The 12896-nt window shown below is 72.1% G+C and carries 12 protein-coding genes; 5 read left to right on the plus strand and 7 right to left on the minus strand.

What is annotated here, in order from left to right:
* Positions 1 to 207: 207 nt before the first annotated feature.
* The gene (locus tag EAO72_RS30880; protein ID WP_148020377.1) at positions 208 to 864 is read right to left on the minus strand and encodes a uridine kinase; all 657 of its coding nucleotides are present in this window, start codon (positions 862 to 864) and stop codon (positions 208 to 210) included.
* Positions 865 to 1005: 141 nt separating this feature from the next.
* On the opposite strand from EAO72_RS30880, the gene EAO72_RS30885 reads away from it, so the two are divergent.
* The gene (locus tag EAO72_RS30885; protein ID WP_148020378.1) at positions 1006 to 1422 is read left to right on the plus strand and encodes a hypothetical protein; all 417 of its coding nucleotides are present in this window, start codon (positions 1006 to 1008) and stop codon (positions 1420 to 1422) included.
* A 56-nt stretch (positions 1423 to 1478) separates the two neighbouring features.
* Here EAO72_RS30885 and EAO72_RS30890 read toward each other — a convergent pair whose 3' ends face one another.
* Genes EAO72_RS30890 through deoC form a run of 3 tightly spaced genes read right to left on the minus strand, consistent with a single transcriptional unit; the run spans position 1479 to position 4814 of the window.
* Complete coding sequence (locus tag EAO72_RS30890; protein WP_148020379.1) at positions 1479 to 2432, minus strand: aldehyde dehydrogenase family protein; 954 nt, start codon at positions 2430 to 2432, stop codon at positions 1479 to 1481.
* Positions 2425 to 3861 (minus strand): aldehyde dehydrogenase family protein, encoded by a 1437-nt coding sequence (locus EAO72_RS30895; RefSeq protein ID WP_148020380.1) that lies wholly within the window; start codon positions 3859 to 3861, stop codon positions 2425 to 2427. The genes EAO72_RS30890 and EAO72_RS30895 overlap by 8 nt, the downstream gene beginning before the upstream one ends.
* Positions 3862 to 3866: 5 nt before the next feature.
* A complete protein-coding gene (gene deoC / locus EAO72_RS30900; RefSeq protein WP_148022139.1) occupies positions 3867 to 4814 on the minus strand; it encodes a deoxyribose-phosphate aldolase in 948 nt (315 codons plus the stop codon).
* A gap of 180 nt (positions 4815 to 4994) precedes the next feature.
* Between deoC and EAO72_RS30905 the strand changes: the two genes are divergently transcribed.
* Together EAO72_RS30905 and EAO72_RS43430 are read left to right on the plus strand one after the other, a co-directional pair.
* Entirely contained in the window at positions 4995 to 5633 is a 639-nt protein-coding gene (locus EAO72_RS30905) for a PH domain-containing protein (RefSeq protein ID WP_148020381.1), read from the plus strand.
* Positions 5634 to 6001: 368 nt separating this feature from the next.
* A complete protein-coding gene (locus tag EAO72_RS43430) occupies positions 6002 to 6130 on the plus strand; it encodes a hypothetical protein (RefSeq protein ID WP_261991677.1) in 129 nt (42 codons plus the stop codon).
* A 24-nt stretch (positions 6131 to 6154) separates the two neighbouring features.
* Here the strand turns inward: EAO72_RS43430 and EAO72_RS30910 are convergent, their stop codons facing one another.
* From EAO72_RS30910 to EAO72_RS30920, 3 genes are all read right to left on the minus strand, one after another.
* On the minus strand, positions 6155 to 7798 hold the full coding sequence (locus EAO72_RS30910; protein WP_148020382.1) for a phospho-sugar mutase: 1644 nt from the start codon (positions 7796 to 7798) through the stop codon (positions 6155 to 6157).
* 224 nt (positions 7799 to 8022) lie between these two features.
* A complete protein-coding gene (locus tag EAO72_RS30915) occupies positions 8023 to 8847 on the minus strand; it encodes a purine-nucleoside phosphorylase (RefSeq protein WP_148020383.1) in 825 nt (274 codons plus the stop codon).
* A 135-nt stretch (positions 8848 to 8982) separates the two neighbouring features.
* Positions 8983 to 9420: a gamma-glutamylcyclotransferase gene (locus EAO72_RS30920; RefSeq protein WP_024490113.1), complete on the minus strand. Its 438-nt coding sequence runs from the start codon at positions 9418 to 9420 to the stop codon at positions 8983 to 8985.
* A 297-nt stretch (positions 9421 to 9717) separates the two neighbouring features.
* On the opposite strand from EAO72_RS30920, the gene EAO72_RS30925 reads away from it, so the two are divergent.
* Complete coding sequence (locus EAO72_RS30925) at positions 9718 to 11157, plus strand: NAD(P)H-quinone dehydrogenase (RefSeq protein WP_148020384.1); 1440 nt, start codon at positions 9718 to 9720, stop codon at positions 11155 to 11157.
* 208 nt (positions 11158 to 11365) lie between these two features.
* Positions 11366 to 12316: a DeoR/GlpR family DNA-binding transcription regulator gene (locus tag EAO72_RS30930; protein WP_148020385.1), complete on the plus strand. Its 951-nt coding sequence runs from the start codon at positions 11366 to 11368 to the stop codon at positions 12314 to 12316.
* Positions 12317 to 12896: the final 580 nt, after the last annotated feature.

The raw sequence follows: 12896 nt of genomic DNA on the forward strand, positions 1-12896 counted from the left end.
GTGTCACGGGGGAAGCGGGGCCGCTGCTTCGGGGGAGGCAGCGGTGTACGGGGGTAACGGGGAAGCTGAGGGTCGGACGGGCCGGGGGGTCCTGTCCGGCCCTTCGGCGTTGTGCGTGGGGTCACGGCGCGGCGGCCTTCCGGGGGCGCTGTCCCCGGACCCCCGCTCCTCAATCGCCGGAGGGGCTTGAGTGTGTGCCCCGGGACTTCAGTCGCCTGAAGGGCTCGCAGGCGCATTCGCCGGCGCCGGTGTGCGGCAGCGGCCCGCCGCGGCTGCGGCCAGGCGGCCCAGCGCCTCGGCCTTGCCGCAGGGGTACGCGCCCAGCTCCGCCTGGCGCGCCACGATGCGGCGTTCGGCGCGCATCAGCCGCCAGCCCCGGCGCAGCAGGAACGGCACGGACTTGCGGCCTTCGCGCAGGTCCCGCAGCAGCCGGCGGCGGAACGTGGTCGACGGGCGGCCGCGCAGGCACAGGGCGTCCGCCAGGAGGCCCAGGGACTGGCACCGCTCCACGATGTCCGCCGCGAAGATGCCCTCGGCCACGAAGAGCGGCGTGCGCTCGATGTGGAAGCCCTCGTGGCCCGTACGGGAACTGGTCGCGATGTCGTACACAGGTACGTCGGTCCGCCCGGTGCGGCACAGTTCCACGATCGCGGCGACCGCCGCGTCGGCGTCCCAGGACAGGGCGGAGTCCCAGTCGATGTCCGTGCTGCCGGTGACGAGCGGCAGCGTGGGGTCGCCTGCCTCCTTGTAGAAGTCGTCCAGCCGCAGCACCGGAAGACCGGTACGGGCGGCCAGGGATGACTTGCCGGAGCCGGAGGGGCCCGCGAGCAGGACGACACGGGTCGAAATCGCTTGGGAACTCACAGAACACAAGTGTGAGGCATTGACCCGCACAGGGGATCCCCGGAGGTCCTGTTGGTATCCGGCATCACACCTCAACTACTCTGTGCACTCAACCGATTACTCGATTGATGGTTCGAATCGGCCCGATCAGGTGGGAACTTCATGGCACGTTACGCACTTTCCAAGTCACGGCGCCGCACGCTGCTGCGGGCAGGTCTGACCGTCACCGCGGTGGGTGCCGCGCTCGGTGCGGGGGGTGCGGCGGCCCAGGCGGCCCCGCTGCCCCTCGTCCAGGCGTCGGGTACGGACACCAGTCTCGGCGAGGCGAGCGAGGCGGCCGGCGGTGCGGTCACCGGCGCACTCGGCCACTCGCTCGGCAACGGCATCGCGCCCGTCACGCATCTGCGGCTCGACCCGCTGGCCGGTACGGGCGTGGACCCGCTGGACAACGCGGTGGGGACGCAGGTCGCCGACTTCAAGCCGGTCTCCACCGCGCTGGTCACCGACCCGGTGACCAGCGGTGGCGCGCTGAAGGACCTGCCCGTGGTGGGACAGGTCACCGGCCTGCTGCACGGCTGACGCGAAGCGGCCCGCGCCCGGATTCCTCCGGGGCGCGGGCCGCTGCCGTGTGTGCGTCAGTACGAGGAGCCCGACACGCCCAGTGCGCCCGTCGGGTGCCAGACCGTCTTGGTCTCCAGGAACGCGGTGAGCCGACGCGTGCCGGGATCGGCGGACCAGTCGTCACCGTCGCCGTCCACAGCCTGTGGATGAGCGGCGCCGTGCGTCTCCGTCTCGGGGTGGTGKCGGGCGACGGGTGGGCGGGAGACCCGCTTCAGGTTGTCGGCCGCCGCGATCTCCAACTCCTTCGCCAGATCCGCGTCCGCGCCCGTCAGGTCGATGCCGTTCACGTCCTGGTGGGCGGCGAGCGGCGCGGCGATCTCCGCCGTCTTCCCCGACAGGATGTTGACGACGCCGCCCGGCAGGTCCGAGGTGGCCAGCACCTCGCCCAGCGACAGCGCCGGCAGCGGGGACGCGGCCGAGGCCACGACGACGGCCGTGTTGCCGGCCGCGATCACCGGCGCGAGCACCGAGACGAGGCCCAGGAACGACGACTTCTGCGGGGCCAGGACCGTCACGACCCCGGTCGGTTCCGGCGTCGAGAGGTTGAAGAACGGTCCCGCGACGGGGTTCGCCCCGCCCACGATCTGGGCGATCTTGTCCGTCCAGCCCGCGTACCAGACCCAGCGGTCGACCGCCGCGTCCACGACGGCCGCGGCCTTGGACTTCGAGAGACCCTCGGCCTCCGCCACCTCCCGGACGAACTGGTCCCGGCGGCCCTCCAGCATCTCCGCGATGCGGTAGAGGATCTGGCCGCGGTTGTACGCGGTCGCGCCGGACCAGCCGCCGAAGGCCTTGCGGGCGGCCACGACGGCGTCCCGCGCGTCCTTGCGGGAGGACTGGGGCGCGTTCGCCAGCCACTTGCCCTTCGAGTCCGTCACCTCGTACACCCGGCCGCTCTCGGAGCGGGGGAACTTGCCCCCGACGTACAGCTTGTAGGTCTTGAAGACGCTCAGTCGCCCGTCAGACATCGAGGTAGGCCTCCAGACCGTGACGGCCGCCCTCGCGGCCGAAGCCCGACTCCTTGTATCCGCCGAACGGCGAGGTCGGGTCGAACTTGTTGAACGTGTTGGCCCAGACGACGCCCGCCCGGAGCTTGTTCGCCACCGCGAGGATGCGGGAGCCCTTCTCCGTCCAGATGCCGGCCGAGAGGCCGTACTGGCTGTTGTTGGCCTTGGCGACGGCTTCGTCCGGCGTACGGAAGGTCAGCACGGACAGGACCGGGCCGAAGATCTCGTCGCGGGCGACGGTGTGCGCCTGGGTGACGCCGGTGAACAGCGTCGGCGCGAACCAGTAGCCGGCGGACGGCAGCTCGCACGGGGCCGACCAGCGGTCCGCGCCCTCGGCCTCGCCCGTCTCGACGAGCGCGGTGATCCGGGAGAGCTGCTCGGCGGAGTTGATCGCGCCGATGTCGGTGTTCTTGTCCAGCGGGTCGCCGAGGCGCAGCGTGGACAGCCGGCGCTTGAGGGAGTCCAGCAGCTCCTCCTCGATCGACTCCTGGACCAGGAGGCGCGAGCCGGCGCAGCAGACCTGGCCCTGGTTGAAGAAGATGCCGGTGACGATGCCCTCGACGGCCTGGTCGATGGGCGCGTCGTCGAAGACGATGTTGGCGCCCTTGCCGCCCAGCTCCAGAGTGGCCTTCTTGTCCGTGCCGGCGATCTGGCGGGCGATGGCCTTGCCGACCGCGGTCGATCCGGTGAAGGCGATCTTGTTCACGTCCGGGTGCTCGACGAGGGCCGAGCCCGCGTCCCCGTAGCCCGTCAGGATGTTGACGACGCCCTTGGGCAGGCCCGCCTGGCGGCAGATGTCGGCGAAGAAGAGGGCGGAGAGCGGGGTCGTCTCGGCCGGCTTCAGCACCACCGTGTTGCCGGTGGCGAGCGCCGGGGCGATCTTCCACGCGAGCATCAGCAGCGGGAAGTTCCACGGGATGATCTGGCCGGCGACGCCGAGCGGACGGGGGTTGGCCCCGTAGCCCGCGTGGTCCAGCTTGTCGGCCCAGCCCGCGTAGTAGAAGAAGTGCGCGGCGACCAGCGGGAGGTCCGCGTCGCGGGTCTCCCTGATCGGCTTTCCGTTGTCGAGGGTTTCGAGAACGGCGAGCTCGCGGCTGCGCTCCTGGATGATCCGGGCGATCCGGAACAGGTACTTGGCGCGCTCGGAGCCGGGCAGCGCCGACCACTTCTCGAACGCCCGGCGGGCGGCCTTCACGGCCCGGTCCACGTCCGCGGAGCCTGCCCGCGCGACCTCGGAGAGCACCTCCTCGGACGACGGGCTGACCGTCTTGAAGACCTGGCCGTCGGCGGCGTCGGTGAACTCGCCGTCGATGAACAGGCCGTACGAGGGGACGATGTCGACGACGGAACGGGATTCCGGCGCCGGTGCGTACTCGAATGCAGATGCCATGGGAATCAGTCCACCGTCACGTAATCGGGGCCGGAGTAACGGCCGGTGCTGAGCTTCTGGCGCTGCATCAGCAGGTCGTTCAGCAGGCTGGAGGCACCGAAGCGGAACCAGTGGCTGTCCAGCCAGTCCTCGCCCGCCGTCTCGTTCACCAGCACCAGGAACTTGACGGCGTCCTTGGAGGTGCGGATGCCGCCGGCCGGCTTCACGCCGATCTGGATGCCGGTCTGCGCGCGGAAGTCGCGCACCGCCTCCAGCATCAGCAGGGTGTTCGCGGGTGTGGCGTTGACCCCGACCTTGCCGGTCGACGTCTTGATGAAGTCCGCGCCCGCCAGCATCCCGAGCCAGGAGGCCCGCCGGATGTTGTCGTACGTGGACAGCTCGCCGGTCTCGAAGATCACCTTCAGCCGGGCCCGGCCGCACTCGGCCTTTACGGCGAGGATCTCCTCGTACACCTTCAGATAGCGGCCGGAGAGGAAGGCGCCGCGGTCGATCACCATGTCGATCTCGTCGGCCCCGGCCGCCACGGCGTCCCGGACGTCCGCGAGCTTCACGTCGAGCGCCGCGCGCCCGGCGGGGAAGGCCGTCGCGACGGACGCCACCTTCACGCCGGAGCCGGCCAGGGCGGCCACCGCGGTCGCCGCCATGTCGGGGTAGACGCAGACCGCCGCGGTGTGCGGGGTCGTGCGGTCGGTGGGATCGGGATGGACGGCCTTGGCGGCGAGCGCGCGGACCTTGCCCGGGGTGTCCGAGCCTTCCAGCGTCGTCAGGTCGATCATCGAAATGGCGAGGTCGATGGCGTACGCCTTGGCCGTCGTCTTGATCGAACGGGTTCCGAGCGAGGCGGCGCGCGCTTCGAGGCCGACGGCGTCGACGCCGGGCAGCCCGTGCAGGAAGCGGCGCAGCGCACTGTCGGACGCCGTCGCGTCGGCGAATGCGGGAGCAGTGGTGGGCATGGTCACCACATGAGCATATCTACGCGCGTAGCGGCCTGTACAGGGGCCCAGGTCGGACGCGTATCGCGCGGCGCCGCGGCGGAGGCTACCGCGCGTCCGGGGCCGGTCCCGCCGGCCTCCGTACGCGTGTCCGGGCGGCCGCCCCCGCGTCCGCCGCGCCCGTCAGGCAGAATCGGGCTCATGACGAGCCCCACACCGCCCTCCGAGCCCACCTACGCCGACCGGACGTTCCGGTCGCCCGCCGGGCTGATCGGAGGTGTCCTGCTGCTCGTGCTCGTCGGCTGGATCGGCGTGGACGCCATGGTCCAGGGCGAGGGCAGTGTGCCGTGGCTGGCGCTGGCCGCTCTGCTGACCGTGGTGCCGCTGGTGGTCGCCTTCACCCTGCGGCCGGTGGTGTCCGCCAACGAACAGCGCATCCGGATCCGCAACCCGTTCCGGACGATCACGCTGCCGTGGACCGACGTCAAGGACGTCCGGGCCGGGTACTCGAGCGAGATCTTCACCCACGCCGGCGGGAAGTACCAGCTCTGGGCGATCCCGGTGTCGCTGCGGCAGCGCAAGAAGGCCGCCCGCCACCAGTCCCGGCAGGCGGCCGACGACCCGTACGGCCGGACGTCCGCCACCGCCGACGTGCGCGACACGAAGGCGCGGGCGGCAGTCGCCGACCAGACCATGCACGATCTGCGGCAGCTGGCCGAGCACGCGGGCGACAAGCCCGCCGCCGAGGGCCTGGTCGCGTCGGTCCGCTGGGCGTACGAGGTGATCGCACCGGCCGTCGTGGGCGCCGTGCTGCTGGTGGTGCTGCTCGTCGTCGGCTGACGGCCGCGGAGCGAAGGGCCGAGGCGCCTCTGGCCGGGTGGAGTACCGGCCGAATCGCTGACGCGCCCCCCCTGCCGGGTGGGGTACCGGCCGGGGGCGCTCGCATGTATGCCGGGCGGTCTGAGGGCAACTTCCTTGTGAAAGCCGACCGTTCGCCTGCTTCCGGGCCCGCCGGTCGGCCAGGAGGAGATCGACGCGTGCCGGGAGGCGGTCCAGTGGTCCGGGCCCGACTTCGGCCGCGAGGACGGGAACAGGATGCGTACGGCCGTGGTCGTCGGCCATGACTACTGCGGGTTCGGCCGGTTCGCGACGCTCCCGTCGGCACCCGGGTCACCGTCGAGACGCCACACGGGACCCTGGGCTGCCGGGTGTACGCCCGCTACCGGACGCCCGGCCGCAGCGCCCCCGCCCACGGGCTGTTCCGGGGCGATCTGACGCTCCAGTCCTGCGTGGGCCCGGACACCGGCTTCACGTATGCGTACCTGATGCGTACGTGAGCCGGTGTGTGCGGAACCGGACCGTCAGATCCCGGCCGCGGCCGCCAGGTCCCGCTTGATGCCGGCCAGCAGCTCCGCGCCCTTCGCACGGGCCGCGGGCAGCTCGTCGGCCGAGCCGACCGGCACCACGACCTCCAGGTAGCACTTGAGCTTCGGCTCGGTGCCGCTCGGGCGGACGATCACCCGGGCGCCCTCCAGGTGATAACGCAGCCCGTCCGTGGGCGGCAGCAGTTCGGTGCCGTTCGACAGATCCTCCGCCGAGGTGACGGCGAGGCCGGCGAGGGCGGTCGGCGGCTGTTCCCGCAGACGGCGCATGGCGTCCGCGATGACGGACAGGTCCTCGACCCGGACCGACAACTGGTCGGTGGCGTGCAGCCCGTGCTCGACCGCGAGATCGTCCAGCAGGTCGAGCAGCGTACGGCCCTGCTCCTTGAGTACGGAGGCGAGTTCGGCGACCAGCAGCGCGGCCGTGATGCCGTCCTTGTCGCGTACGCCGTCCGGGTCGACGCAGTAGCCGAGCGCCTCCTCGTAGCCGTACCGCAGGCCCTCCACACGGGCGATCCACTTGAAGCCGGTCAGCGTCTCCTCGTAACCGAGGCCCGCCTTCTCCGCGATCCGGCCGAGGAGGGACGAGGACACGATCGACTCGGCGAACACGCCGCTGACACCGCGGCGGACCAGGTGGGCGGCGAGCAGCGCGCCGACCTCGTCGCCCCGCAGCATCCGCCAGCCGCCGGCCACGCCCGGATCCGGGACGGCGACGGCGCAGCGGTCCGCGTCCGGGTCGTTGGCGATGACGAGGTCCGGGTGCGAGCGGCGCGCGGTGGCGAACGCGAGATCCATCGCGCCGGGCTCCTCCGGATTGGGGAACGCGACGGTGGGGAACGCGGGGTCGGGCTCGGCCTGCTCGGCGACGAGGACCGGGGCCGGGAAGCCGGCGCGGTCGAAGGCGGCGGTGAGCACGGAGGTGCCGACGCCGTGCATGGCCGTGTACACGACGTGGGCCGTGCGCGGGGAGCCGGCGGCGAGCACCGCGTCCGTACGCGTCAGATAGGCGTCCAGGACCTCGTCGCCGAGGGTCTCCCAGCCGCTGTCGGGGCGGGGCACGGTGTCGAGCGGGCCGACCGCGGCGATGGCGGCGGCGATCTCGCCGTCGGCCGGCGGCACGATCTGCGAGCCGTCGCCGAGGTAGACCTTGTAGCCGTTGTCGCGCGGCGGGTTGTGGCTGGCGGTGACCTCGACGCCCGCGACGGCCCCCAGATGCCTTATGGCGTACGCCAGGACGGGGGTGGGGAGCGGGCGGGGGAGTACGGCTGCCCGCAGACCGGCGCCGGTCATCACGGCCGCGGTGTCCCGGGCGAAGTCGGTGGACTTGTACCGGGCGTCGTAGCCGATGACGACGAGGCCGCCGTCCTGGCCCTGGTCCTTCAGGTACGCGGCGAGCCCGGCGGCGGCCCGGATGACGACGGCGCGGTTCATCCGCATGGGCCCGGCACCGATCTCACCGCGGAGTCCGGCGGTGCCGAACTGGAGCGTGCCGGCGAAGCGTGCGCCGAGCTCGTCGAGGTCCTCGGCGTCGATGAGCTTCGCGAGCTCGTCGCGGGTCTCGGGGTCGGGGTCCTCGGCGAGCCAGGTGCTGGCCCGGGCGATGAGGTCCTGCGTCGTCACGGTGTCCGCCTTTCCGGTTTGCGTTTCCGGGTGCGTGGTGCGTGGTGGTTGGTCGGGGTGCGGTGCGGGTGGTCGCGCCTGCGGCGCTTCTGTTCCCCTGCCCGCCCCTTCCCGAACCCGGGGCTCCGCCCCGGACCCCGCCCCTCGAACGCCGGGGAGGCCGCTTCGCGCGGTTGGAGGAGCGGGGGTACGGGGGCAGCGCCCCCGCGAACAGACGCCCGCCGTCAGATCCGGTCCAGGACCCTCGCCAGCAGCGACCCCATCCGGGTCGCCGAGTCGCGCCCCGCCTGCAGCACCTCTTCGTGGTTCAGCGGCTCCCCGCTCAGCCCCGCTGCCAGGTTCGTCACCAGGGAGATGCCCAGCACCTCCGCGCCCGCCTCGCGGGCCGCGATGGCCTCCAGCACGGTGGACATGCCGACGAGGTCACCGCCCATCACGCGGACCATGTTGATCTCGGCCGGGGTCTCGTAGTGCGGGCCGGGGAACTGCACGTACACGCCCTCTTCGAGGGTCTCGTCGACCTCCTTGCACAGGGCCCGCAGCCGCGGCGAGTACAGGTCGGTCAGGTCGACGAAGTTGGCGCCGATGATCGGCGACGCCGCCGTGAGGTTGATGTGGTCGCTGATCAGGACCGGCTGTCCGGGGCGCATGCCCTCGCGCAGACCGCCGCAGCCGTTCGTCAGCACGATGGTCTTGCAGCCCGCGGCGACGGCGGTGCGCACCCCGTGCGACACGGCGGCGACGCCCCGGCCCTCGTAGAAGTGCGTGCGGCCCAGGAAGACCAGGACGCGCTTCTCGCCGATGCGGTAGGAGCGGATCGTGCCGCCGTGGCCCTCGACCGCGGGGGCCGGGAAACCGGGCAGATCCGTCACCGGGAACTCGGCCTCCGGAGTGCCGAGCGCATCGCCGGCCGGCGCCCAGCCGGAACCCATCACGAGGGCGACGTCGTGGGTCTCGGCACCGGTCAGCTCGCGCAGGCGGGCAGCGGCGTCGGCGGCGGCGGCGTGCGGGTCGCCCTGGATGTGGTCCGGAATAACTGATGCGTTCACGCGGATGAGCGTAACCGCTGAATCCCTACGCGCGTAGATGCTCCTGTACAGAGTCTTGGCGCGTTCGTTTGTGTGTTCCCACAGCCGGCCGCGGGTGAGGCCGGGAAAGACCAGCTCGGAGCAGGTTTCCGGTGCTCAGCAGGGGCGCTTGCGGAGTTCCATCACATAGTCGTGCGGCGCGCCCGCGGAATCGGCCGCGTCGGCGATCTCGCCCAGGTAGCGGGCCGAAGGCAGCCCGCCCTCGTACCCGTTCAGCACGTACATCCAGGCCGGCTCCTCGCCGTCCAGGGTGTGGACCCGGACCCGCATGCGCCGGTAGATGTCCAGGCCGACGCCCTCCCAGCGGTCCATGGAGTCCTCGTCCATCGGCGCCAGGTCGTAGAGCGCCACGAACACCTGGGAGCGCGGCGCCTCGACCACCGTGGCCAGCGCGCCCTCCCAGCCCATCTGCTCGCCGCCGAACGTCAGCCGCCAGCCGTTCAGCCAGCCGGTGCCGCGCAGCGGGGAGTGCGGTGCGCGGCGCGTCATCAGCCGCGCGTCGAGGTTGCCGGCGTACGCGGCGTAGAGCGACATGGGATCGAGGGTACGGGAGGTGACGCCGGGAGCGTCGATTCCTGGGAGGAACCACCCTGCCGATCCACTCTGTCCGGGGCGCCGGATCGGGACCGGCGGGCCCCGGCACCGCGCCGGTCCGACCGGCCGCTTCCCGTACCCGGGGCGCCCCGGCGCACGTATGGAGGGCCCCGGGGCGAAGCACCTTGGCGCGTGCGGGACAATGAAGTACGTACTGCATTCCCCCGGGGCGACCCCCCGGACCCCCGGCCGGGACAGCAGACGGCCGCGGGACGAGAAACGCGAGGCGGACTTTTCGTGACCCGGATCGTGATCATCGGCGGCGGACCCGGCGGGTACGAGGCGGCATTGGTGGGCGCCCAGCTCGGCGCGGAGGTGACCGTCGTCGACTGTGACGGCCTCGGCGGCGCGTCCGTGCTCACCGACTGCGTGCCCTCGAAGACCCTGATCGCGACGGCAGAGGTGATGACCACCTTCGACTCCTCGTACGAGGAGCTCGGCATCATCGTCGCGGACGACACGCCGCACATAGAGCAGGCGGCGCGGGTGGTCGGCGTCGACCTGGGCAAGGTCAACCGACGGGTGAAGCGCCTCGCGCTCGCCCAGTCCCACGACATCACCGCCTCCGTCACCCGTGCCGGCGCACGCGTGATGCGCGGGCGCGGCCGTCTGGAGGGCCTCCAGGCCGCCGACGGCTCCCGCCAGGTCGTCGTCACGGCGGCCGACGGCACGGAGGAGACGCTCACCGCGGACGCCGTGCTGATCGCCACCGGCGGTCACCCCCGGGAGATCCCGGACGCGCTCCCCGACGGCGAGCGGATCCTGAACTGGACCCAGGTCTACGACCTCGATGAGCTCCCCGAGGAGCTCATCGTCGTCGGCTCGGGTGTCACCGGCGCCGAGTTCGCCGGTGCCTACCAGGCCCTCGGCTCCCGCGTCACCCTCGTCTCCTCCCGCGACCGGGTGCTGCCGGGCGAGGACCCGGACGCCGCGGCCGTCCTGGAGGACGTCTTCCGGCGCCGTGGCATGAACGTGATGGCCCGCTCCCGCGCCCAGTCCGCCAAGCGGGTCGGCGACCGGGTCGAGGTGACCCTCGCCGACGGCCGGGTCATCACCGGTTCGCACTGCCTGATGGCGGTCGGCGCGATTCCGAACAGCGCCGGCATGGGCCTGGAGGACGCCGGGGTCCGGCTCAAGGACTCGGGCCACATCTGGACCGACAAGGTCTCCCGCACCAGCGCGCCGGGCGTCTACGCCGCCGGTGACGTCACCGGGATCTTCGCGCTCGCCTCGGTCGCCGCCATGCAGGGCCGGATCGCGATGTACCACTTCCTCGGCGACGCGGTGGCGCCGCTGAACCTGAAGACGGTCTCCTCGAACGTCTTCACCGACCCCGAGATCGCCACGGTCGGCTACAGCCAGGCCGACGTCGACGGCGGCAAGATCGACGCCCGTGTCGTCAAGCTTCCGCTTCTGCGCAACCCGCGCGCCAAGATGCAGGGCATCCGGGACGGCTTCGTCAAGATCTTCTGCCGGCCCGGCACCGGCATCGTGGTCGGCGGCTGTGTCGTCGCGCCGAAGGCCAGCGAGCTGATCCACCCCATCTCGATCGCGGTCGACAACAATCTGACCGTGGAACAGATCGCAAACGCCTTCACTGTGTATCCGTCCCTGTCGGGATCGATCGCGGAAGTGGCCCGGCAGTTGCACACCCGGAAGCAGGCGGGCGAGGCGTAACCGCCTCGCGGGTGGCCTCCGGGAGCCCCGGGAAAACCGGCATTCCCCGGCAACCCCCGGCAACTCAGGCGGTCGCGGACCGCCGTTCGATCAGTACGGAACAACAACGGGGCCGCCTATACCACTTGGCGGCCCCTTGTATGTACAACTTCTGTTATTCGGCGCAAACAGCTGAAAACGCTCGGGCGGTCACGTTACTGTCAGTTTTGTGTTCGCTGCAGAACGTCGTCAGTTGATCCTCGAAATGGTGCGTGCCAACGGGGCGGTATCGCTCCGTGAGCTCGCCCGCGTCGTCCAGACCTCCGAAGTGACCGTACGGCGGGACGTGCGGGCACTGGAGGCAGAAGGACTCCTCGACCGCCGGCACGGCGGTGCGGTTTTGCCGGGCGGTTTTACGCGGGAGTCCGGCTTTCCGCAGAAATCCCATCTCGCCACCGCGGAGAAAACGGCCATCGCCGACCTGGCCGCCGGCCTCGTCGAAGAGGGCGAGGCCATTGTGGTCGGCGCCGGTACGACCACGCAGGAGCTGGCCCGCCGGCTCGCGCGGGTCCCCGGTCTGACCGTGGTCACCAACTCGCTGCTCGTCGCCCAGGCGTTGGCCCATGCCAACCGGGTGGAAGTGGTGATGACCGGGGGCACCCTGCGCGGTTCCAACTACGCCCTGGTGGGCAGTGGGGCCGAGCAGTCGCTCCAGGGACTGCGGGTCTCGCGCGCCTTCCTGTCCGGGAGCGGGCTCACCGCCGAACGCGGACTCTCCACGTCCAACATGCTCTCCGCGAGCGTGGACCGGGCGCTGGTGCAGGCCGCGGGGGAGGTGGTGGTCCTCGCCGACCACACCAAGCTCGGTTCCGACACCATGTTCCAGACCGTGCCGACGGATCTCATCACCCGTCTGGTGACGGACGAACCGGCCGCGCACGACGACCGTGCAGCCGCGGAGCTGCAGGCCCTGGCCGATCAGGGCGTGCAGATCGCGGTGGCGGGCACCGGAGGCGCGCCTGCCTCCGCCGACGCCGGGCCGCCGGGCCGCGGCGCCCGCCGCGACATGCCCCTGCCGGGTCAGCGCCGTACGCATGCGCAGCAGTTGCGGGGCGCGTCGGTGCTGGCAGACCCGGGCCCGGCGGACCGCGCCCGGGTGGCCGACCTGCGCCGCCGCTGAACCGGACGGGGCCGGCCCGCCCATCCAGCCTTGCCCCGTCCCGATCCGGGCCCAGGGTGCCGCTCTCGGGGTTGCCCGTCTTGGTCCGGGCTTGGGGGCCGCTCTTGGCGTTGCCTGGTGTCATCCGGGCTCGGGTGCCGCCCTCGGCGTTGCCCGTCTCGATCCGGGCTCTGGGGGCCGCTCTCAGTGTTGCCCGTCTCGATCCCGGCTCGTGGGGCCGCTCTCAGCCCCGCCGGCGWTTGAGGCGCGGGGACCGGGGCGGAGCCCCGGGGTGCTGCCCCCGGGCTCCCGCGCCTCAAWCGCCGGCGGGGCTGGAAGGGCGGCGGTGCCGCGGGGGTGCTGCCCCCGGGCTCCCGCGCCTCAATCGGCGGCGGGGCTGGGAGGGCGGCGGAGCCGCGGGGGTGCTGCCCCCGGTCCCCGCGCCTCAAWCGSCGGCGGGGCTGAGAGCGGCCCCACGAGCCGGGATCGAGACGGGCAACACTGAGAGCGGCCCCCAGAGCCCGGATCGAGACGGGCAACGCCGAGGGCGGCACCCGAGCCCGGATGACACCAGGCAACGCCAAGAGCGGCCCCCAAGCCC

This window comes from Streptomyces sp. OR43, assembly GCF_008042275.1.
Classification (GTDB): domain Bacteria; phylum Actinomycetota; class Actinomycetes; order Streptomycetales; family Streptomycetaceae; genus Streptomyces.